The sequence below is a fragment of the Kitasatospora sp. NPDC034023 genome, from assembly GCF_055575795.1.
Genome location: NZ_JBVIRY010000003.1, coordinates 160,466 through 182,260 on the forward strand (window position 1 = coordinate 160,466; position 21,795 = coordinate 182,260).

9 protein-coding genes are annotated in these 21,795 nt (G+C 74.0%); 7 read left to right on the plus strand and 2 right to left on the minus strand.

The features are described 5' to 3' along the window. The first annotated feature begins 64 nt into the window (after positions 1 to 64). From ACZ52R_RS06045 to ACZ52R_RS06075, 7 genes are all read left to right on the plus strand, one after another. Positions 65 to 12,934 (plus strand): amino acid adenylation domain-containing protein, encoded by a 12,870-nt coding sequence (locus ACZ52R_RS06045; RefSeq protein WP_465752855.1) that lies wholly within the window; start codon positions 65 to 67, stop codon positions 12,932 to 12,934. Then, entirely contained in the window at positions 12,931 to 13,164 is a 234-nt protein-coding gene (locus ACZ52R_RS06050) for an MbtH family protein (protein ID WP_465619430.1), read from the plus strand. Before ACZ52R_RS06045 ends, ACZ52R_RS06050 begins: the two co-directional genes overlap by 4 nt. After that, positions 13,161 to 14,207 (plus strand): 4-hydroxyphenylpyruvate dioxygenase, encoded by a 1,047-nt coding sequence (gene hppD / locus ACZ52R_RS06055; protein ID WP_465752857.1) that lies wholly within the window; start codon positions 13,161 to 13,163, stop codon positions 14,205 to 14,207. Before ACZ52R_RS06050 ends, hppD begins: the two co-directional genes overlap by 4 nt. Before the next feature lie 8 nt (positions 14,208 to 14,215). Next, entirely contained in the window at positions 14,216 to 15,319 is a 1,104-nt protein-coding gene (locus ACZ52R_RS06060; RefSeq protein ID WP_465660903.1) for an alpha-hydroxy acid oxidase, read from the plus strand. A gap of 139 nt (positions 15,320 to 15,458) precedes the next feature. Beyond that, entirely contained in the window at positions 15,459 to 16,757 is a 1,299-nt protein-coding gene (locus tag ACZ52R_RS06065) for an aminotransferase-like domain-containing protein (RefSeq protein WP_465753023.1), read from the plus strand. Between the two features lie 61 nt (positions 16,758 to 16,818). Further along, positions 16,819 to 17,640: an ATP-binding cassette domain-containing protein gene (locus tag ACZ52R_RS06070; protein ID WP_465752859.1), complete on the plus strand. Its 822-nt coding sequence runs from the start codon at positions 16,819 to 16,821 to the stop codon at positions 17,638 to 17,640. Then, positions 17,637 to 18,293 (plus strand): hypothetical protein, encoded by a 657-nt coding sequence (locus ACZ52R_RS06075; RefSeq protein ID WP_465619420.1) that lies wholly within the window; start codon positions 17,637 to 17,639, stop codon positions 18,291 to 18,293. Before ACZ52R_RS06070 ends, ACZ52R_RS06075 begins: the two co-directional genes overlap by 4 nt. Before the next feature lie 65 nt (positions 18,294 to 18,358). On the opposite strand, the gene ACZ52R_RS06080 is transcribed toward ACZ52R_RS06075, so the two are convergent. Both ACZ52R_RS06080 and ACZ52R_RS06085 read right to left on the minus strand, forming a co-directional pair. Continuing rightward, entirely contained in the window at positions 18,359 to 19,720 is a 1,362-nt protein-coding gene (locus ACZ52R_RS06080) for an MFS transporter (protein ID WP_465619418.1), read from the minus strand. 259 nt (positions 19,721 to 19,979) lie between these two features. Then, complete coding sequence (locus ACZ52R_RS06085) at positions 19,980 to 21,635, minus strand: CocE/NonD family hydrolase (protein WP_465752861.1); 1,656 nt, start codon at positions 21,633 to 21,635, stop codon at positions 19,980 to 19,982. Positions 21,636 to 21,795 lie beyond the last annotated feature (160 nt).

The following is a 21,795-nucleotide window of genomic DNA, read 5'->3' on the forward strand; positions in this document are numbered from 1 at the left end:
CCCGGGCCCGGCGACCTCCGCACCGCTCTGTGCTCCACCCTGCCGTCCTCAGCGAGGGATCCCCATGGCGAATGACCGTCCCGCCCGCCCGCACCCGCTCAGCCCCGCGTATGTGATCTACACATCCGGCTCGACCGGACTGCCCAAGGGCACGGTGATCCCGGGCGAGAACCTCGTCAACCTGCTGACGGACTTCCAGCAGCGGCTGGACTTCGGCCCCGACGACCGCATGCTCGCGGTCACCACCTTCGGCTTCGACATCGCCAACCTGGAACTGCTGCTGCCGCTGCTGTCCGGCGGCGAACTGGTCCTCGCGGGGCAGGACGGCGCGCACGACCCGCAGACGCTCAAGCAGCTGATCACCGACGCCGGAGTGACGGCCGTCCAGGCCACGCCCACACTGTGGCGCAGCATGCTGGATCACGGCCCGGACGGCCTGGCGGGGCTGAAGGTGCTGGTCGGCGGCGAGGCGCTGCCCGAGGGCCTGGCCCGGGAACTGGGCGAGGCGGCCGCCGAGGTCACCAACGTCTACGGCCCGACCGAGACCACCATCTGGTCGACGGCGGCCACCGTCGACCCCGGAACTCCCGGCCGTCCGCCGATCGGACGCCCGCTCGCGAACACCCGCACCTACGTGCTCGACCGCGCGCTGCGCCCCGCGCCCACCGACGCCACCGGCGAGCTGTTCATCGCGGGCGCCGGCGTGGCCCGCGGGTACCTGAACCGGCCCGGGCTGACCGCCGAACGCTTCGTGGCCGACCCCTTCGGCCCGCCCGGATCCCGGATGTACCGCACCGGGGACCTGGTCCGCCGGCGCGACGACGGCAGCCTGGAGTACCTCGGCCGGACCGACGGCCAGGTCAAGGTCCGGGGCTTCCGGATCGAGCTCGGCGAGGTCGAACACGCGCTCACCGACCACCCCGAGGTGGCCCAGGCCGCCGTCGTGGTCCGGGACCTCGGCTCCGGCGGGCCGGTCCTGACCGGCTACGCGGTGCCCGTCCCCGGCACCGCCCCGGACCCGGCCGTGCTGCGCGACCACCTCGCCCGCCGGCTGCCCGGCCACATGGTCCCCACCGTCCTGACCGTCCTCGACGCGCTGCCGCTGACCCCCAACGGCAAGCTGGACCGCAAGGCGCTGCCGGCCCCCGACCTCGGCCCGGCCGGGCCCGGACGCCGGCCGCGCACCCCGCAGGAGGAGATCCTCTGCGAGCTGTTCGCCGAGGTCCTCGAAGTTTCCCGGGTGGGACTGGACGACGACTTCTTCCAGCTCGGCGGCCACTCCCTGCTCGCCACCCGCCTGGTGAACGCCCTGCGCTCGCGACTGCGCGTGGAGATCCCGGTGCGCACCCTCTTCGAGGCGCCCACCGTCGCCGCCCTCGCCGCGCGGATCGACGGCTCGGCCGGCGCGCGCACGCCCCTCGCCCCCGCGGCACGACCCGCGCGGATCCCGCTGTCCTTCGGGCAGCGCCGGCTCTGGTTCATCAACCGGCTGGCGGACGACGGCTCCGCGTACCACATGCAGAGCGTGCTGCGGCTGCGCGGCGAACTCGACCGCACGGCGCTCGCGGCGGCCCTCGCCGATGTCGCCGCGCGCCACGAGGCCCTGCGCACCGTCTTCCCCGAGGTCGACGGCGAGCCCCACCAGCTCGTCCTCGACCCGCAGGAGGGTCGCCCCGTCCTGACCGTGACGGAGAGCGGCGAGGCGGACCTGCCCGGCCGGCTGCGCGCCGCCGCGGCCGAGGCCTTCGACCTCACCCGCGAAGCCCCCCTGCGCGCCCACCTGTTCGCGCTGTCGCCGACCGAGCACGTGCTGCTGCTCGTCCAGCACCACATCGCCGCCGACGGCTGGTCCCTGACCGTGCTCGCCCGTGACCTCGCCGCGGCCTACCGGAGCAGGAGCCGTGGCCAGGAGCCCGGCTGGCGTCCGCTCCCGGTCCAGTACGCGGACTACACCCTGTGGCAGCGCGAGGTCCTCGGCCGGCCCGACGACCCGGCGAGCGTCCTCGCGGCGCAGACCGGCTACTGGCAGGACGCGCTGCGCGCACTGCCCGAGCAGACCGTGCTGCCCACGGACCGGCCGCGCCCGCGCGAGGCCGGCTTCCACGGCGAGACGGTCGCCCTCAGCCTGGACGCCGAACTCCACCGGCAGCTGCTCGACCTCGCCCACCGGCACAACGCCAGCCTCTTCATGGTGCTGCAGGCCGCGCTGGCCGCCCTGTGCACCCGGCTCGGCGCGGGCACCGACATCCCGATCGGCTCGCCCATCTCGGGGCGGACGGACGCCGCCCTCGAGGACCTGATCGGCTTCTTCGTCAACACCCTGGTGCTGCGCACCCGTACCTCGGGCGACCCCCGCTTCACCGAACTGCTGACGGCGGTCCGGGACAACGCCCTGGCCGCCTACGCCCACCAGGACCTTCCCTTCGAGCGCCTGGTCGAGATCCTCAAGCCGGAGCGCTCGCTGTCCCAGCACCCGCTCTTCCAGGTCTTCCTCGCGCTTCAGAACACCCCCGACGCCGACCTCCGCTTCGCCGACCTGGACGTGACCCTGGCCGAGGAGCCGCTGCCGTCGGCCAAGTTCGACCTGGCGTTCAACCTCTCCGAGCGCTTCCGCGAGGGCCGGCTGGCGGACGGCGTCCAGGGCACCGTCGAGTACCGCACCGACATCTTCGACCGTGCCACCGTCGAAACCGTCGTCGAGCGGCTGACCCGCTTCCTCCGGGCCGTCGCGGCCGACCCGCGCCGGCGGATCGGAGCCGTGGAGATCCTCGGCGAGGACGAACGCCGTCGGCTGCTCGCCGGTACCCCCGCGCAGGTCACCGGCGCCGAGGAGGTGCTGCACGTCCGGTTCTCCCGCACGGCCGCGGAGCACCCCGACGGGGTCGCCCTGCGCGCCGGGGACCGGGAGCTGACGTACCGGGACGTGGACCGGCGGGCCGACGCGTTGGCCCGCTCCCTGAGGGCTCAGGGCGTCGGACCGGAGAGCCGGGTCGCCGTCTTCCTGGAGCGCTCCCCGGAACTGGTCGTGTCGATGCTCGCCGTCTGGAAGGCCGGCGGGGTCTGCGTCCCGCTGCACGAGGCGTACCCGGCGGAGCGGCTCGAATACGTCATGGCGGACACCGCGGCGTCCGTGCTGCTGACCGACCGGGCCATGCTCGCCCGGGAGTTCCGGCACGAGGCGCGGGTCGTCGTGGTGGAGGCCGGCCGGGTGTCGGCGGATGCCGCCGCGACCGGCCCCGACCTGCCGGTCGTCCACCCGGACCAGCTCGCCACCATCATGTACACCTCCGGCTCCACCGGTCTGCCCAAGGGCGTGGCCGTCGCGCACCGGGACGTGGTGGCCCTCGCCGACGACCCGTGCTGGGACTCCGGCAACCACGAGCGCGTGCTCATGCACGCCCCGTACGCCTTCGACATCAGCGACTACGAGCTGTGGGTGCCGCTGCTGGCCGGGAACGAGGTGGTGCTCGCCCCGCCCGGACCGCTGGACACCGCCGCCATCGCCCGGCTGATCGCGGACGAGAAGATCACCGCCGTGCACTTCACCGCCGGGCTCCTGCGGGTCGTGGCCGAGGACGCGCCCGAGTGCCTGGCCACCGTCCGCGAGGTGCTCACCGGTGGCGACGTCGTCTCGCCGATCGCGGTCCAGCGCGTCCTGGAGCACGCGCCCGGAGCGGTCGTGCGCCAGCTGTACGGGCCCACCGAGATGACGCTGTGCGCCACCCACCACGAGCTGCGGTCGCCGTACACCGCCGACGTCCGGGTGCCGCTCGGGCGGCCGCTGGCCGGCACCCGGGTCTACGTGCTGGACGAGTGGCTGCGGCCGGTCCCGCCGGGAGTGACCGGCGAGGTCTGGCTGGCCGGGACCGGTCTCGCCCGCGGCTACCTCAACCGGGCCGGCCTGACCGCCGAGCGGTTCGTCGCCGATCCCTTCGGGGCGCCCGGAAGCCGGATGTACCGGACCGGCGACCTCGCGCGCTGGAACGGCAGCCGGCAGCTGGAGTTCATGGGCCGCGGCGACGACCAGGTCAAGATCCGCGGCTTCCGGGTGGAGCCCGGAGAGGTCGCCGCGGTGCTGGCGGACCACCCCGAGGTTTCCGAGGCCGAGGTGCTGGCACGCACCGACCACCGCGGCGAACGGCAACTGGTCGCCTACGTCGTCGCCGGCGGCCTGCGGCCCGCCGAACAGGAGGCCGGGGCGGTCCAGCACGTCGCCGAGTGGCGGCAGATCTACGACGGCATGTACGACGGCGCCCGCTCCGCCGCCTTCGGCTCGGACTTCTCCGGCTGGGAGAGCAGCTACGACGGCCGGCCGATCCCGCTGGACGAGATGGACGAGTGGCGCCGCTCCACCGTCGAGCGGATCCGCGAACTGCGCCCGCGGCACGTGCTGGAGGTCGGGGTGGGCAGCGGCCTGATCCTGTCCCAGCTGTACGACGAGTGCGAGTCGTACTGGGCCACCGACTTCTCCGAGCAGGCGATCCGCACGCTCCGCGCCCACCTGGGAGCCCACCCCACCGTACGGTTGAGCACCCAGACCGCCGACGACCTCACCGGCCTGCCCGCCGGGCACTTCGACACGATCGTCATCAACTCGGTGGTGCAGTACTTCCCCGACGCCGACTACCTGCGGCGCGTGCTGACCGCACTCACCACCCTGCTCGCCCCCGGCGGTTCGCTGTTCGTGGGCGACGTGCGGAACCTGGACCTGCTGCACACCTTCCACACCGGCGTCGAACTGGTGCGCGCCGACGACGCCGAGGACGCCTCCGAACTCCGGCGCCGGGCCCGGCGCCGGGCGGAGCGCGAGAAGGAACTCCTGGTGGCGCCCGGCTACTTCCACAGGTTCGCCCGGGCCGCCGACGGCCTCGCCGGCGCCGACGTCCGCGTCAAGCGCGGCCACGCCCACAACGAACTGACCCGCTACCGCTACGACGTCGTGCTGCACGCCGCCGTGGACGCGCCGGTGCCGCCGGTCGAGGCGACCACCCTGCGCTGGACGCAGGACGTCACCGACCTGGCGGACCTCCAGGCCCACCTCGCGCAGCACCGGCCGGCGAACCTGCGGGTGACCGGCGTGCCGGACGGCCGTACCGGGCCGGAGACGGCGGCCGCCGCCGCCCTGGACGCGGGCGAGCCGCTCGCCCGGGTGCGGGCCCGGCTCGCGCAGGCCGTCGGAGTCGACCCCGCGCTGCTGTACGAGCTGGGCGACCGGCTCGGCTACCGGACGGCCGTCACCTGGTCGCCGTCCGGCCCCGGCGGCCTGCTCGACGTGCTCTTCGCCGACGCCTCCGGGCCCACCGGCCCGGTCCTGCCGACCGGATGGGCCGAGCCCGCCACCGAGGACGAGACGGCCCGCGACACCAACGCGCCGCTGCTGTTCCAGCAGGCCGGGCGGCTCGCCAAGGCCCTCCGGGCGCACGTCGGCACCCGGCTGCCGGCGTACATGGTTCCGGCGGCGTTCATGGTGCTGGAACGCCTTCCGGTCACCGCGAACGGCAAGCTCGACCGTGCGGCCCTCCCGGAACCCGACCGGGAGGTGCAGGCCGGTTCGGGCGCGCCGCGCTCGCCGCGCGAGGAGACGCTCTGCGCGCTGTTCGCCGACGTGCTCGGGCTGCCCGAGGCGGGCATCGAGGACGACTTCTTCCAGCTCGGCGGGCACTCGCTGCTGGCCATCCGGCTGGTCAACGCGATCCGTTCCGCGTTCGGCGCCGAACTGGACGTGCGGACCGTGTTCGAGGCCCCCACCGTCGCGGCGCTCGCCGAGCGGCTCGACCGGGCCGCCCCGGCGCAGGCCCCGCTGGTCCCGATGGACCGGCCGGACCCGCTGCCGGTGTCGTTCGCCCAGCGCCGGCTGTGGTTCCTGCACCGGCTGGAGGAACACGGCGGCGCCTACAACATTCCGATCGCGCTGCGGCTGTCCGGCCCCGTGCGGGAGCGCGAACTGCGCCTGGCCCTGCACGATCTGGTGGTGCGACACGAGTCGCTGCGCACGGTCTTCGCCGAGGTGGACGGCGAACCGGTGCAGCGGATCCTGGACCCGGCGCAGGCGCGGCCCGACCTCGCCGTGGTGGACACCGACGCCGACGCGCTCGAACGGTCGCTGTCGGCCGAGGCCGCCCGCGGCCACGACCTCGGCGCCGAACTCCCGTTGCGCGCGACGCTCTTCCGACTGACGCCCACCGATCACGTGCTGCTCGTGGTGCTGCACCACATCGCCGGCGACGGCTGGTCGATGGACCCGCTGGCCCACGACCTCGGCACCGCCTACGCGGCGCGCCTGGCCGACCGGGCACCGGAGTTCCCGCCGCTGCCCGTCCAGTACGCCGACTACGCGCTGTGGCAGCGTGCCGTGCTCGGCAGCGAGCAGGACCCGGACAGCCGGATCAGCGGCCAGATCGCCTACTGGCGCGACAGGCTGGCCGGGCTGCCGGAGGGCCTGGAGCTGCCGACCGACCGGCCGCGGCCGCCCGAGTTCAGCTACCGGGGCGCGGAGGTCGCCTTCCGGCTGCCGGCCGAACTGCACGCGGACCTGCTCGGCCTGGCCCGCGAGCACGGCGCCACCCTCTTCATGGTCCTGCACGCCGCCCTCGCGGCGCTGCTGACCAGGCTGGGAGCCGGCACCGACCTGCCGATCGGCACCCCGGTCGCCGGGCGCGCCGACGCCTCGCTGGAGCGGCTCGTCGGTTTCTTCGTCAACACCCTGGTCCTGCGCACCGACACCGGCGGCAACCCGGTCTTCGGCGACCTGCTCCGGCAGGTGGCCGCGGACGACCTGGAGGCCTACGCCCACCAGGACGTCCCGTTCGAGCGGTTGGTCGAGGTGCTGGCGCCGCCGCGGTCCTTGGCGCGGCACCCGTTGTTCCAGGTGATGCTGGCGCTGCAGCCCGGCGGCGGCGACGCGGTGACCCTGCCGGGGCTCGACGTCACCGGGCAGCGGATCCCCCAGCGGACGGCCAAGTTCGACCTCGACGTCCAGTTGCGCGAGACCCGCTCACCGGCGGGCGAACCGGCCGGTGTCGAGGGCACCCTGGGCTACTGCGCGGACCTGTTCGACGCGGCGAGCGCTGCCGCGCTGGCCGACCGGCTGATCCGGTTCCTGAGCGCGGTGGCCGGCGACCCGGCCCTGCCGATCGGGGACGTCGACATCCTGACGCCCCAGGAGCGGCCCCGGCCCGCCGACGCGCAGCCGTCCGGCCCGGCGCACTTCGACCCGGTGCCGCTGCGCTTCGCGGCGCAGGCCCGGCGCACGCCCGCGGCGCCCGCGGTCAGCTCTGCGGGCCGCACCCTGTCCTACGCCGAACTCGACGCCGAAGCCGACCGCCTGGCCCGGCTCCTGGTCGCCGGCGGCGCCGGTCCGGAGCGCGTGATCGCCGTGGCGCTGCCGCGCTCGGAGCGGATGCTGGTCGCGGTGCTCGCGGTGCTGAAGTCCGGCGCGGCGTACCTTCCGGTGGACCGTGCCCAGCCGGCCGAGCGGATCGCCTTCGCCTGCGCCGACGCCCGGCCGATCCTGATGATCACCGAGGGCGAGCCGGTGCCGGGGATGCCCGAGCCGTCCGTGCTGCCCCGGGTCCGGCTGGACGACCCCGCGGTTCTGGCCGCCCTCGCCGACGCGCTCTCCGCCGACGCCGACGCCCGCTCCGCCGTGGAGCGGTGCGCGGCGATCGCGGCGGACTCGCCCGCGTACGTCATCTACACTTCCGGCTCCACCGGGCGGCCCAAGGGCGTCGTGGTTCCGCACGGCAGCATGGCCCGGCTGCTGGACTGGGCGGCGGACCGCTTCGGGGCCGAGGGACTGGCGGACGTCCTGGCCGCCACCTCGCTCTCCTTCGACGTCTCGGTGTTCGAGCTGTTCGCGCCACTGCTGACCGGCGGTCACGTCGAGATCGTGCGCGACCTGCTGGAACTGGCCGAACGGCCCTGGTCGGGCAGCCTGGTCAGCGGCGTGCCGTCGGTGTTCGCCGCGCTGCTCGCCGGTGGCGAGGTCGCCTTCTCCGCCCGGACCCTGGTGATGGCCGGCGAGGCACTGCCGGAGCACCTGGTCCGGGAGGTGCGCCGCCTGCTGCCCGGCACGCGGCTGGCCAACATCTACGGCCCGACCGAGGCCACCGTCTACGCGACCGCCTGGTACTCGGAGGACGAGGAGGCCACCGGCGAGGAGACCGCCGCGCCGCCGATCGGCCGGCCCCTGCCGCACGTGCGCGCCCACGTCCTGGACGAGCGGCTGCGACCGGTCCCCACCGGGGTCCGCGGCGAGCTGTACCTGGCGGGCCCGGGTCTGGCCCGCGGCTACCTCCGCCGTCCCGCGCTGACCTCCGAGCGCTTCGTCGCCGACCCCTTCGGCGGGCCGGGCGCCCGGATGTACCGCACCGGCGACCTGGTGCGCCGCCGCCCGGACGGCGCCCTGGACTACCTCGGCCGCACCGACGACCAGGTCAAGGTGCGCGGCTTCCGGATCGAACTCGGCGAGATCGAGAACGTCCTGACCCGCCACCCGGCGGTGACCGCCGCCGCGGTCAGCGCCGTGGCCGACCCGGCTGGCGAACGGCGCCTGGTGGCCCACGTGGCCGTGCGCCCGGGCAGCGGGGCGACCGGCGCGGAACTCGCCGCGCACGCCGCCGCCGCGCTGCCGGAGTACATGGTGCCGACGGCGTTCGTCCTGCTGGACGCGCTGCCGACGAACGCCAACGGCAAGCTCGACCGCAACGCCCTCCCGGCCCCGGACCTCACCGCCCGCGCCGCCGGCGGCCGGGCGCGCGACCCGCGCGAGGAGCTGATGGGCGAGCTGTTCGCCCAGGTGCTCGCGGTGCCCTCGGTCGGCCCGGACGACGGCTTCTTCGCGCTCGGCGGGCACAGCCTGCTGGCCACCCGGCTCGGCAACGCCGTCCGCTCCGCGTTCGGGGTCGAACTCCCGCTGCGCGCCGTCTTCGAGACGCCGACCCCGGCCGGCCTGGTGGCTCGGCTGGACACCGCGGACAGCGCCCGCCCGGTGCTCGTCCCCGCCGACCGCCCCGCGGTGATCCCGCTGTCCTACGCCCAGCAGCGGCTGTGGTTCCTCAACCGGCTCGACGGCGGCTCGGGGGCGTACAACATCCCGCTGGCCCTGCGGCTGTCCGGGGAGCTCGACCCGGCGGCGCTGGACGCCGCACTGCGGGACGTGGTGGAACGGCACGAGGCCCTGCGCACCGTCTTCCCGGACCACGACGGCGACCCGCACCAGCGGATCCTCGCCGCCGAGGACGGCCCGGTCGCCCTCGTCACGGTGCCGGTCACCGACGCGGAGCTGCCCGCCGTGCTGACCGCCGCGACCCGCGCCGGCTTCGACCTCGCCGTCGAACCGCCGCTGCGCACCGCGCTGTTCCGGCTCTCGCCGACCGAGCACGTCCTGCTCCTGGTGCTGCACCACATCGCCGGCGACGGCTCCTCGTACGCCCCGCTCGCCCGCGACCTCACCACCGCCTACCGGGACCGCTCGGCGGGCCGGGCCCCGCAGTGGGAGCCGCTGGCGGTCCAGTACGCGGACTACACGCTCTGGCAGCGGGACCTGCTCGGCACCGAGGACGACCCGGACAGCGCCATCGCCCGGCAGCTCGCCCACTGGCGGAACGCCCTGGCGGACCTGCCGGAGGAGCTGACGCTGCCCGCCGACCGTCCGCGCCCCACGGTGCCCGGCCACCGGGGCGGCCACGTGCCGCTCGACCTGGACGCGCGGCTGCACCGGAAGCTGACCGAGCTGTCCCGGCGCGAGGGCGTCACCACCTTCATGGTCTTCCAGGCCGCGCTCGCGGCGCTGCTCACCCGGCTCGGCGCCGGGACGGACATCCCGATCGGCAGCCCGCTGGCGGGCCGCGGCGACCAGGCGCTCGACCAGCTGGTGGGCTTCTTCGCCAACACCGTGGTGCTGCGCACCGACACCTCCGGCGATCCGGACTTCGTCACGCTGCTGCACCGGGTCCGCACCGCCGCGCTGGCCGCCTACGCCCACCAGGACGTGCCGTTCGAGCGGCTGGTCGAGGTGCTGAGCCCGACCCGCTCGGTGTCCCGGCACCCGCTCTTCCAGGTCCTGCTGGTGCTGCAGAACACCGAGCCGCCGCGGTTCGACCTGGACGGCCTGACGATCACCCAGCCGGAGGTGGACCCCGGCACTGCCAGGTTCGACCTGGACGTCTCCCTCGGCGAGAGCCACACGCCGGAGGGCCTGGCGGCCGGCGTGCGGGGCAGCATCCGGTACAACGCGGACCTGTTCGACGAGGCCACCGTGACCGCGCTGGCCGGCCGCCTGGTGGCCCTGCTGGCCGCCGTGGCGGACGACCCGCGGGCGCCGATCGGCTCCCTGGACGTGCTGCTGCCGCCCGAGCGGCTCGACCTCGAGCGGTGGTCCGCCGCTCCGGAGCCCCCGGTCCCCGCGCGGACGATGCCGGAGCTGTTCCAGGGGCAGGTGGCGCGCACGCCGGACCGTACGGCGCTGCGCTCCGGCGACGACACCCTGTCGTACGCGGAGCTGAACCGCCGGGCCAACCGGCTGGCGCACCACCTCCGTTCGCTCGGGGTGGGCCCGGAGAGCACCGTGGCGCTGCTGCTGCCGCGCTCGCCCGAGCAGGTGACCGCCGTGCTGGCCGTGCTCAAGGCGGGCGGTGCCTTCCTGCCGGTGGACCCGGACTACCCGGCCGAGCGGATCCGGCACATGCTGGCCGAACCCCGGCCGTCCCGGGTGCTCGCCCTGCGCTCGACGGCCGACCGGCTGCCGGAGCCGGCCGCCGCGCTGGTGCTCGACGACCCGCTCACCGCGCGGACGCTCGACGCGGCACCGGACACCGACCCGGCCGACCAGGACCGCACCACCGCGCTGCTGACCGCCCATCCGGCGTACGTCATCCACACCTCGGGCTCCACCGGCCGCCCGAACGGGGTGGTGGTGACCCACGAGGGCATCGCCAACCTGGCGGCTCGGCAGATCGACCGGTTCCAGGTCACCGCGGCGGACCGGGTGCTGCAGTTCGCCTCGCCGAGCTTCGATGCGGCCTTCTCCGAACTGTGCATGGCGCTGCTGTCCGGTGCCGAACTGGTGCTGGCCACCAGGGAGGAACTGATGCCGGGCCGCCCGCTGGCCGAGCTGATCGCCCGGCACCGCATCACCCACGTGACCCTGCCGCCGGTGGCGCTGTCGGTCCTGCCGCCGGACGGGCTGGCGACGGTCCGCACCCTGGCCGTGGCCGGCGACGCGATGCCCGCCGACGCGGTGCGCCGCTGGGGCTCCGGACGGCGCCTGATCAACGCGTACGGGCCGACCGAGACGACCGTGTGCGCCACCATGAGCGAGCCGCTGACCGGCCAGGACCGCCCGTCGATCGGCCGTCCCATCGGCGGCGCCGGCGTGCGGGTCCTCGACGAGCGGCTGCGGCCCGTGCCGCCGGGAGTCGCCGGGGAGCTGTACGTGAGCGGTCCCGGCCTGGCCCGCGGCTACCTCGGCCGGCCCGGGCTGACCGCGCAGCGGTTCCTGCCCGATCCGTTCGGCCCGCCGGGCTCGCGGATGTACCGCACCGGTGACCTGGTCCGCTGGGACCGCGAGGGCCGCCTGCACTTCCTCGGCCGCGCCGACCACCAGCTCTCGGTGCGCGGGTTCCGGGTGGAGCCGGGCGAGATCGAGGCCGCGCTGCTCGACCATCCGGCCGTCGCCCAGGCCGTGCTGACCGTCCGCGAGGACGGCCGGGGCGAGCCGCGGCTGATCGGCTACGCCGTACCGCACGGTGACGCGCCGGACCCGGCCGCACTGCGCGCGCACGCGGCCGAACTGTTGCCCGCCCACATGGTCCCGGCCGCGGTGATCGTCCTGCCGGCCCTTCCGGTCACGCCGAACGGCAAGCTGGACCGGGCCGCGCTGCCGGAGCCGGACTTCTCCGGACAGCCGGACCGCGCCGCACGCAGCCCCCGCGAAGCCGTCCTGCGCGAGCTCTTCGCGGAGGTCCTCGGCGCCCCCGCCCTCGGGGTCCACGACAGCTTCTTCGACGCCGGCGGCCACTCCATGCTGGCCGCCCGGCTGATCGACCGGGTCCACACCGCGCTGGGCCTCGACCTCGGCCTGCGGCTGCTGTTCGAGTCCCCGTCGGTCGCGGAGCTGGCGGCCGCCCTGGACGCTGCCGCGGACGGGTCCCGGCGCGGCGACGACTGGGACGTCCTGCTGCCGCTGCGGCCGGACGGCGCGGGCGCCCCGGTGTTCTGCGTCCATCCGGCGGCCGGCCTCGGCTGGTCCTTCGCCGGACTCGCCCGGTACCTGGACGCCGGGCACCCGCTGTACGCGCTGCAGTCGCCGGGGCTGGACGGCGGCCCGGACCACCTCCCGGCGACGGTGGCCGACACGGCGGCGGCGTACGTCGCCGAGATCCGCCGGGTCGCTCCGCAGGGTCCGTACCACCTGCTCGGCTGGTCGGCGGGCGGTCTGATCGCCCACGAGATGGCCGTGCAGCTCCAGGCGGCCGGCGAACAGGTGGGTCTGCTCGCGGTGCTGGACGGCTACCCGCTGGCCGACCTGGCCCCGGTCGCCGCCCCGTCGCCCGAGGAGGTCGCCGAGGCGGTACAGCGGGAGACCGCCGGCCTGCAGCTCGACGACCGGGTCCGGGACAACCTGGCGGCCGTGTACCTGGGCGTCGCCCGGGCCGCCCAGGCGTTCACCCCGGGCGTCTTCCACGGGGAGCTGTTGCACTTCGCCGCGACGCAGGACCGGGATCAGGGCCGAGGTCAGGACGGGGATCAGGACCGACTCGAGGCGAAGCTCTGGGAGCCGCACCTCGACGGCCCGCTGCGACGGCACGAAGTCGCCTGCGGGCACGAGGAGATGACCCGGCCGCAGGCCCTCCGCGTGATCGGCCCGGCACTCGCGGACCGGCTCCGGGAACTCACCGCATCCGCACACCACACAGGGGGAACCAACCGATGACCAATCCCTTCGAGGACGACGACGCCACCTACCTCGTGCTGCGCAACGCCGAGGGCCAGTACTCGCTCTGGCCCGCGTTCGCCGAGGTGCCGGCCGGCTGGGAGGCCGTCCACGGCGAGGCCGACCGCCAGTCCTGCATCGACCACGTGAACGAGCACTGGACCGACATGCGTCCCGACAGCCTGATCGCGGCGATGGACGCCGCCGCGAGTGGGAGCGCCGCGCTGTGAACACCGACCGCAGCCACTTCGAGAATCTGACCGTCGATCACATCCGGTTCTGCGTCGACGACCTGGACGCCCGGACCGCCGAGTTCGTCCGCGGCTACGGGCTGACCGTCACGGACGAGCCGGACCCGACCGGTGCGGAGCACACCGCCGTCCTCGCCCGGGGCGACATCCGCCTGGTGCTCAGCCGGCCGCCGCACGACGAGCATCCGGACGCCGTCTACACCCGGCGCCACGGCGACGGCGTCGCGGACATCGCGCTGGGCACCGCGGACGCCGCCGGCGCCTTCGCCGAGGCGGTTCGCCGCGGCGCCCGTCCGCTCGCCGAGCCGGTGGAGAAGGACGGGGTCGTCACCGCGTCCGTGGCCGGATTCGGCGACGTGGCCCACACCTTCGTCCAGCGGCCCGCGGCCCGGCCGGCCGCCGACGTGGCGGCGACGACCGACGCGGCGGTGACCGACACCGGCCTGCGGTACGTGGACCACTTCGCCGTGTGCGTGGAGGCCGGCGAACTCGACGCCACGGTGGAGTTCTACGAGCGGGTCCTGGACTTCCGGATGATCTTCGAGGAGCGGATGGTCATCGGCGCCCAGGCCATGAACTCCAAGGTGGTGCAGAGCGGTTCCGGCCTGGTCACGCTGACCGTCATCGAGCCGGACACCACCCGCGACCCGGGACAGATCGACGGGTTCCTCAAGAACCACGGCGGCGCCGGCGTCCAGCACGTCGCCTTCGCCACCGACGACATCATGCGCACCGTCACGACGATGCGCTCGGCCGGCGTCGAGTTCCTCGACACCCCCGACGCGTACTACGGCAAGCTGCCCGAGCGGCTGGCGCTGTCCCGCCACTCCTCCGAGCAGCTCGGCAGTCTGCGCATCCTGGCCGACGAGGACCACGCCGGACAGCTGTTCCAGATCTTCACCCGCTCCACGCACCGGCACCAGACGCTGTTCTTCGAGGTCATCGAACGAGCCGGGGCCACCACGTTCGGCAGCGGCAACATCCGCGCGCTGTACGAGGCCGTGGCAGCGGAGGACGAATGAGGAGCGGCATGCAGGATCCGGCCGCCACGGCGCCGCCCGGCCTGGCCGGCCTGCGGAGCGCGGCGCACGCCGCCACGGCGCCCGAGGTGTGGGACTTCGTCGAGGGCGGCAGCGGCTGGGAGACGACGCTGTCCGCGAACCGGGCCGCCTTCGACGCGGTGACGCTGGTGCACCGGGTGATGACCGACACGGCCTCCGCCGACTGCGGCGGCCGGCTGCTGGGCACCGACGCCGCCATGCCGCTGCTCGTGGCGCCGATGGCCTACCAGCGCCTGCTGCACCCCGACGGCGAACTCGCCACCGCCCGGGCGGCCCACGCCGCCGGGGTGCCGTTCATCCTCAGCACCCTCAGCAGCCACCCGATCGAGGCGGTCGTCGAGACCGGCGCCGACGTGTGGTTCCAGCTGTACTGGCTGCGCGAGCGCCAGGCACGCGAGGCGCTGGTCGACCGGGCGGAGCAACTCGGTTGCCGGGCCCTCGTGGTGACCGTGGACGTGCCGGTCATGGGCCGGCGCTGGCGGGACGTGACCAACGGGTTTACGCTGCCCCCGCACGTCCGGGCCGCGCTGCTCGAGCCCGGACTCGACGACCTGGCGCACCGCCCGGCGTCCGGGGTGTCCGCGGTGGCCGCACACACCCGCGCGCTCTTCGGCGTCCCGACCCTGGCGGAGCTGGAACAGCTGCGCCGGCGGACGGAACTGCCCCTCGTGGTCAAGGGCATCCTGGACCCGCAGGACGCCCGACGGGCGGTGGAGTGCGGCGCGGACGCCGTGGTGGTGTCCAATCACGGCGGGCGCCAACTCGACGGCGCCGTACCGAGCATCGCCCAGCTGCCCGCGGTGGTCGAGGCGGTCGGCGGGCAGTGCGAGGTCCTGCTGGACAGCGGGGTGCGCACCGGCACGGACGTCCTGCGCGCGTTGGCACTCGGGGCGGCCGGGGTGCTGCTGGGCAGGCCCGTCCTGTGGGGCCTGGCCGCCGACGGTGAGAAGGGAGTCTCCGAGGTGCTGTCCGTCCTGCACGACGAGCTGCGCGAGGGCATGCTGCTCGCCGGCTGCGCCGACCTGGCCGCCGCGGCCGCTCTGCACGCCCGCAGGTGGGTGCCCGGTGACTGACGACCGCCGCGCACCGGAAGCCGCCGGCCCGCAAGCCTCCGCCCCGGACCTCGCCGCCCTGGACGTCGCCGACCTGGACCTCGCCGACCTGGACCTCGCCGACCTGCACGCCTCACTGGAGGACCCGGCGCTCGCCTCCATGACCTTCCTCAACGAGGTCACCGCGCGCTACCCGAACGCCCTGTCCTTCGCGCCGGGCCGGCCGACGGAGACCCACTTCGACGTCCGGGCGGTCCACCGCCACCTGGAGCGGTTCTGCGACCACCTGTCGACGGACCTCGGCTACGGCCCGGCCGAGGTGAGCCGCACGCTGTGCCAGTACGGACGGACCAGCGGCATCGTGCACCACCTCATCGCACGCCACCTCGAGGCGGACGAGGGGATGCAGGTCGATCCCGAGTCGATCGTCGTCACCGTCGGCTGCCAGGAGGCGATGTTCCTGGCCCTGCGCAGTCTGCGCCGGGACGAGCGCGACGTCGTCCTGGCCGTGGCACCGACCTACGTGGGCCTGACCGGCGCGGCACGACTGGTCGACATGCCGGTGGTGCCGGTGGCGAGCGGTACCACCGGCATCGACCTCGCGGACCTGGCCGTGACGCTGCGCCAGGCCCGCGAGCGCGGACTGCGCCCCCGCGCCTGCTACATCGTGCCGGACTTCGCGAACCCGTCCGGGCTGCGCCTGGACCTCGGGACCCGCCGCGAACTGCTCGACCTGGCCGCCCGCGAAGGGATCCTCCTCCTGGAGGACAACCCGTACGGAATGTTCCACGACGGCTCCGGGCGCCTGCCCACGCTGAAGGCGCTCGACACCGACCGGACGGTGGTCTACCTCGGATCGTTCGCGAAGACCGTCCTCCCCGGCGCCAGGGTCGGCTACCTGGTGGCCGACCAGCGGGTGCGCGACGGGCGCGGGCAGGTCGGCGGATTCGCCGAGCAGCTCTCGCGGATCAAGAGCATGGTCACCGTCAACACCTCGCCGATCTCGCAGGCCGTCATCGGCGGCGCCCTGCTGGAGAACGACTTCAGCCTGGCCCGGGCGACCTCCGGCGAACAGGAGATCTACCGACGCAATCTGGCGCACGTTCTGCGCGGCCTGGAAGCACGGTTCCAGCGGTGTCCGGACGTTTCCTGGAACACCCCGCACGGCGGTTTCTTCGTCGTCGTCAATGTGCCGTTCACCGCCGACGACGAATTGCTCGAAAGGTCCGGTCAGGAGTTCGGCGTGCTCTGGACTCCGATGTCGCATTTCTACGACGGAAAGGACGGCAAGAACCAGCTCCGGCTGTCCTGCAGTTCACTCTCCGGTGAACAATTGGAAGAAGGGTTGAACAGGCTTGCGACCCTTTTTGCCGACCTCGGTGTGCGTCATGTTGACAGGGACACCGCCTCGATGCCTGACTGTAGTAGCGTGAGCGCGGAGATCACAGTCGGGAGTTGAGTTGTTACACTGCAAAGCTGTCTGCAAACGCTACGGTGCAGGACGGTGGATCCTCAGCGATGTGGACATGAAGGTCTCCGCCGGCGACGCCGTCGCAGTGGTGGGCACCAACGGTTCCGGGAAGTCGACCCTGCTGAAGATCCTGGTCGGACTCTCCCAGCCCACGTCCGGCACGGTCTCGGGCCGACCGCCGACCGTCGGCTACGTACCGGACCGCTTCACGGCGCACGAACGCATCTCGGCGATCTCCTACCTCACCCACATGGGCCGCATCCGAGGCATGTCCACCGCCGCCGCCCGCGCCCGCGGAGGCGAACTGCTGGAGCGGCTCGCCCTCGTCGGCGGCCCGACCGCGTCGCTGCGCACGCTCTCCAAGGGCAACGCGCAGAAGGTCGCGCTGGCCCAGGCCCTGCTCGTCCGGCCCGACCTGCTCGTCCTCGACGAGCCCTGGTCGGGCCTGGACGCCTCGGCCCACAGCGTCCTGGGCGAGTTCATCGACGAGGTGGCCGGCCAAGGCGGCGCGGTGGTCTTCACCGACCACCGCGAGGCGATCACCGGGACGCACGCCACCGGCGCCTACGCCATCACCGACGGCCGGGTCACCTGGCGCGGCGGTGTGCACGCCGAGGGCCCCGCCCCGATGGTCGAACTGGTCCTGACCGTGCCGGCCACCGGCGCCGTCCCGGCCCAGCTGGACTGGTACGCGCTCCCGGGCGTGGTCGACGCCGCCCGCCGGGGCCAGGGCATCATCCTGCGGGTGACCCGCGAGCACTCGGACACCGTACTGCTGACGGCACTGCAGCACCGCTGGTCGGTGGAGGCGGTGGCCAGGGCCGCGCACGACCACGGCTCCCGTACCGACGCCAGGAGTGTCGCCCTGTGATCCCCCTGGTCCGCTACATGTTCACGGTGCTGCTGCTCTCCCAGCGCTACCTCGCGCCGCTGCTCCTGTTCATCGGCCTGGCCGCCGTGCTGACCAGCAGCGACACCGGCCCGCTCGCCGCCACCTACTCCGCGGTGGCCGGGGCCATGCTGCTGTGCTCCACCTGGCTCACCATGGCGCTGATCGGCCTGGAGGACCCGCCGCACCGCGCGATCGTCGTCGTCAGCGCGGGCAGCCATCGCAGGGTCCTGCTCGGCTCGGTCGCGACCGCCGCCGCCTGGTGCCTGCTGCTGACGGTGGGCGGCCTGGCGCTGCCGCTGCTGTTCGGCACCCACACCGTCCGCTTCGCCGATCTGGTCCTCGGCACGGAGGCCCAGCTGATCTGCGCCTTCACCGGCATGGCCATCGGGCTGGTCTGCTCACGGCTGGTGTTCCGCCGGCAGGGCTACGCGCTCGTCGTCGCCCTGGTGCTGCTGCTGGCCGTCATGCTCGGCAAGGGCGTGTCGCCGGTCAACATCATGCTGACCGACCTCCAGCACACGACGAACTCGGCGGACGCCCTGGGCTCCACGGGTGTGCTGGTCGCCGCGGCCGCGGTGCTGCTCGCGGCGGGAACGGCCGTCACCCACGCGATCACCGTCAAGAAGAGCTGAGCCGAGAAGAATCCTGAAGGGACGTCCCGCGCGGGTGCGGGACGTCCCTTCGTTCGCTCACCCGCTCACGCTGCCGACTCGCTCGCGACACCGGGGATCTCCCGCACCGAGCGCAGTTCGGAGCGGAGCAGCACGACCGTCGCGGCCGCCGACGCCAGCCCGGTCAGCACGAGCGCCCATCCGGTGCCGGCCTTCGGGCCCAGGGCGCCGCCCAGGACATCGGTGGCCACCCCGCCCAGCAGGGCTCCGAGCGGCATCGCGCAGAAGTTGATGGTCCGTGACGTCGCGTGCACCCGGCCGAGCAGATCCGGCCTGATCACCGACTGCCGCAAGGTGGTGATCGTGGCGTTCCACACCGGCACCCACACCGAGGCTGCCGCGCCGACCACCACCAGGGTCGGCACGGCCGGCAGCCACAGGGCCAGCGGGGCGGCGGCCCACACGGCTCCGGAGGCGCAGGCGGCGGCGAGGGTCGTCCCGAGGCCGAAGCGGGCCAGCAGCCGGTCCGCCATCCACGCGCCGCCGACCCCGCCGAGGCCCACCAGGGTGAAGAGCACCCCGACCGTCCCGGGCGGGAGCCCGAGGGTCCGGTAGGCGAAGAGCAGCGACACCGTCGAGGCGGCCGCGTTGCCCAGGTTCCGCAGCACGGCGGCCACCGTCGTGGGGCGCAGCAGCGGGTGCTGCCACAGGGCCGCGACGCCCTCCTTCATCTCGGCGAACATCGAAGCCCCCGGCTGCCGTGGCGGCGCCGGGGGCTCCGGGGTGCGAAGGCTCATGAGCGTCAGGATCGGGAGGACGAAGGTGGCGGCGACCACCGCCAGCGCCGTCGTACCGGAGAGGTACTGGCCGAGCAGGCCGCCCAGGGCGGGCGCGCCGAGCATGGCGAGGGAGGTGGACACCTCCAGCCTGGCGTTCGCCCGCGGCAGCATCTCCCTCGGCAGCAGGGTCGGCAGGTGCGACTGGTTGGCGACGTCGTAGAGGACGCCGAACGAACCGGCGGCGAGCGCCGCCACGCACAGTTCCGCCATGCCCAGCACCCCGGCGGCGGCGGCCAGGGGGATCGCGGCGAGCGCCAGCATCGTGCCCGCGGTCGACCACATCATGGCCGGCCTGCGCCGCCGCCGGTCCATCACGACACCGGCGAAGAGCGCCAGCACCGGATAGGGAGCAGTGCCCACGGCATTCAGCAGGCCGACGCCGAGATCGGACGCGTGGAACAGGACGATGGCGGTGGTCGGAAAGAGAAAGATCGCCACCTGGTGGCCCATGACGCTCACGGTCTGGCCGAGCCAGTACGCGCGGAAATCACGGCGGGCCGAAAGGTTTGTCCGTTCGGTGGAAAGGTTCGGATCGCCGGCCGCCACGCGATCCGCGAGGGCGTCGTTATCCGCCCTTTCCGCCCTTTCCGTCCTTTGCGGGCTGGTCATTTTCCCTCCCCGTTCCGGTCGGTGTCCACCGACACGTCCGGGAAATTCAAACACGCGACATCGGAAACGTCGACCGGGTCCTGGAAATGCGGGATAAAGCCGGTGAACCCGATTCGGAAGACGATTCGGCCCGGGTGCGGGACGAACGAGGCTCCCCGGCGGTCGAGTGAGCTGTCTGACGTCTCAACTGTTCCGCCGGGGAGCCTCGTTGGTCACCCGTCCTGCCGTACGCGCTCGTCGAGTGGGCGGTGTCGGGCGATCAGCGCACCGGCAGCGTCAGCTCGGCCGGGTCGGCCGTGGTCGAGCCGAAGGTCACCTGGGAGCCGAGCGGGGTCTCCCCGCCGTACAGGGCGTCCCGGGTGCCCAGCACCAGGGCCAGGCGGTGGCCGGCCGGCACGTCGTACGCCGTGGCGAAGAGCGGGACGTCCAGCGGGAAGGGCTGCCCGGGCGTCCGTCCGGACCAGCTCTGCGGCGCGTGCGAGACCAGCCGGCCGATGCCGAGCGCGTCCACGTCATAGAGGTAGGCGACGACCGTGCCCTGCGGGGTCGACGCGGTGACCGTGCTGTGCACCCGGGCGACGCCGCGCAGCGACAGGCCCTGCGGGTAGGGCTGCGACGTCCGGACGACGGCGGCCGAGCGGGCCAGCAGCGGGACGGCCACGGTCGGCGGCTGGTGCACCGCCTGGTCGACCAGCCCGGACAGCAGGGCGACGCCGCCGCTCGCGCCGGAGGGGGTGCCGCCGAGCACGGTGCTCTGCCACGTGACGGAGGCCGGATCGCCGTGGGCGTCGGCGCCGAGGGTGTCGGCGCCGACCGCGAGGCGCTCGGTGCGGGAGCTGACGGACTGCCAGTCGGCGTGGCTCTCGGGCACGCCGGAGGGGCGGACGTCGAGCTGGACCGGCTGCGTGCGGGTGCCCGGGGCCGGGGCTCCCTTGACGTACTGGTCGAGCCACGAACGCGCGCTGTCCCAGGTGGCGTTGGACAGTCCGAGCAGTCCGGTGAACTCCTGGCTCGCGTGGTCGCCGGGGCGCAGTTCGAGGCGCTTGGGCACGGTCAGCCGCTGGTAGAAGTCGGCGACCTGGCTGGGGTTGAAGAAGCTGTCGCCCCAGGCGTTGGCCATCAGGACGGCGGTGCCGTTCGCGTTGATCCGGTCCAGGTAGCGCGCGGGGGAGCGGGTGTCCGCCCAGTCGATGACCTCGGGCAGGTCGCGGTCGGCGAAGAGGTCGTCCAGCACCCGCGCGAACTCGGGGCTCTTGCGGCCGGTCGGAGCCTGGATGCCGGCGAGCACGGCCGCCGCTTGCAGGTGCCGGGTCTGCCCGCTGTAGAGCGAGTCGGTGAGGTCGCCCCAGCCGCTGAGCGAGGCGACGGCCTTGATCCGCGGATCGAAGGCGGCGCCGAGCAGGGTCAGGCCGCCGCCCAGCGAGAGCCCCACCATGCCGACCCGGTCCGGGTCGGCCGGGGTGTGCGCGAGCGCCCAGTCGATCACCGTGGAGATGTCCGCGACGTCCTTGGGCCCGGCGACGTCGACCTCCCCGCCGGAGCCCCAGAAGCCCCGCACCGTGTAGGTGACGACGACGTATCCTTCGGCGGCGAGCGCACGGCCCTGGGCGACGTACTCCAGGTCGTTCTGCCCCCAGCTGGCCGGCTGCACCACCAGCGGGTAGCGCCCCTGGGAATCGGCCCACGGCGTCCCGGGGGCCGGGGTGAACACGTCGGCCTTGAGGACGACGCCGTCCTTCGCCGGGATGTCGGCCAGCCGGAACGACCCGACGCCCACCGCGGCCCCGGACGGCGCCTCCGCGACGGCGGGCTGTGCGACGGCGGGCTGTGCGACGGCGGCCCCGCCGAGGGCGAGCGTCGCCGCGAGGACGGCGCTCGCCGTCCGGCGTCCACGGCTGGGGGTGGGTCGTTCCATGACGTGCTCCATCTGTGCTCGTACTGCTTGACTGCCGGAGCGTAGCCAGCTGACGAAACCTCAGGGGAGATGATGATCAGCCAAATTACCAGCCAGTAACACCGGTGATGCCCGGACGGTCCGGGAGAGCCGAGAGCCAGGACATTCCGATCACATGCCG

Excerpts from the sequence above, each read along its gene's own strand:
- ACZ52R_RS06045 (WP_465752855.1), top strand. The coding sequence starts at position 65 with ATGGCGAATGACCGTCCCGCCCGCCCGCACCCGCTCAGCCCCGCGTAT.
- ACZ52R_RS06050 (WP_465619430.1), top strand. The coding sequence starts at position 12,931 with ATGACCAATCCCTTCGAGGACGACGACGCCACCTACCTCGTGCTGCGC.
- ACZ52R_RS06060 (WP_465660903.1), top strand. The coding sequence starts at position 14,216 with ATGCAGGATCCGGCCGCCACGGCGCCGCCCGGCCTGGCCGGCCTGCGG.
- ACZ52R_RS06065 (WP_465753023.1), top strand. The coding sequence starts at position 15,459 with ATGACCTTCCTCAACGAGGTCACCGCGCGCTACCCGAACGCCCTGTCC.
- ACZ52R_RS06080 (WP_465619418.1), bottom strand. The coding sequence starts at position 19,720 with ATGACCAGCCCGCAAAGGACGGAAAGGGCGGAAAGGGCGGATAACGAC.
- ACZ52R_RS06085 (WP_465752861.1), bottom strand. The coding sequence starts at position 21,635 with ATGGAACGACCCACCCCCAGCCGTGGACGCCGGACGGCGAGCGCCGTC.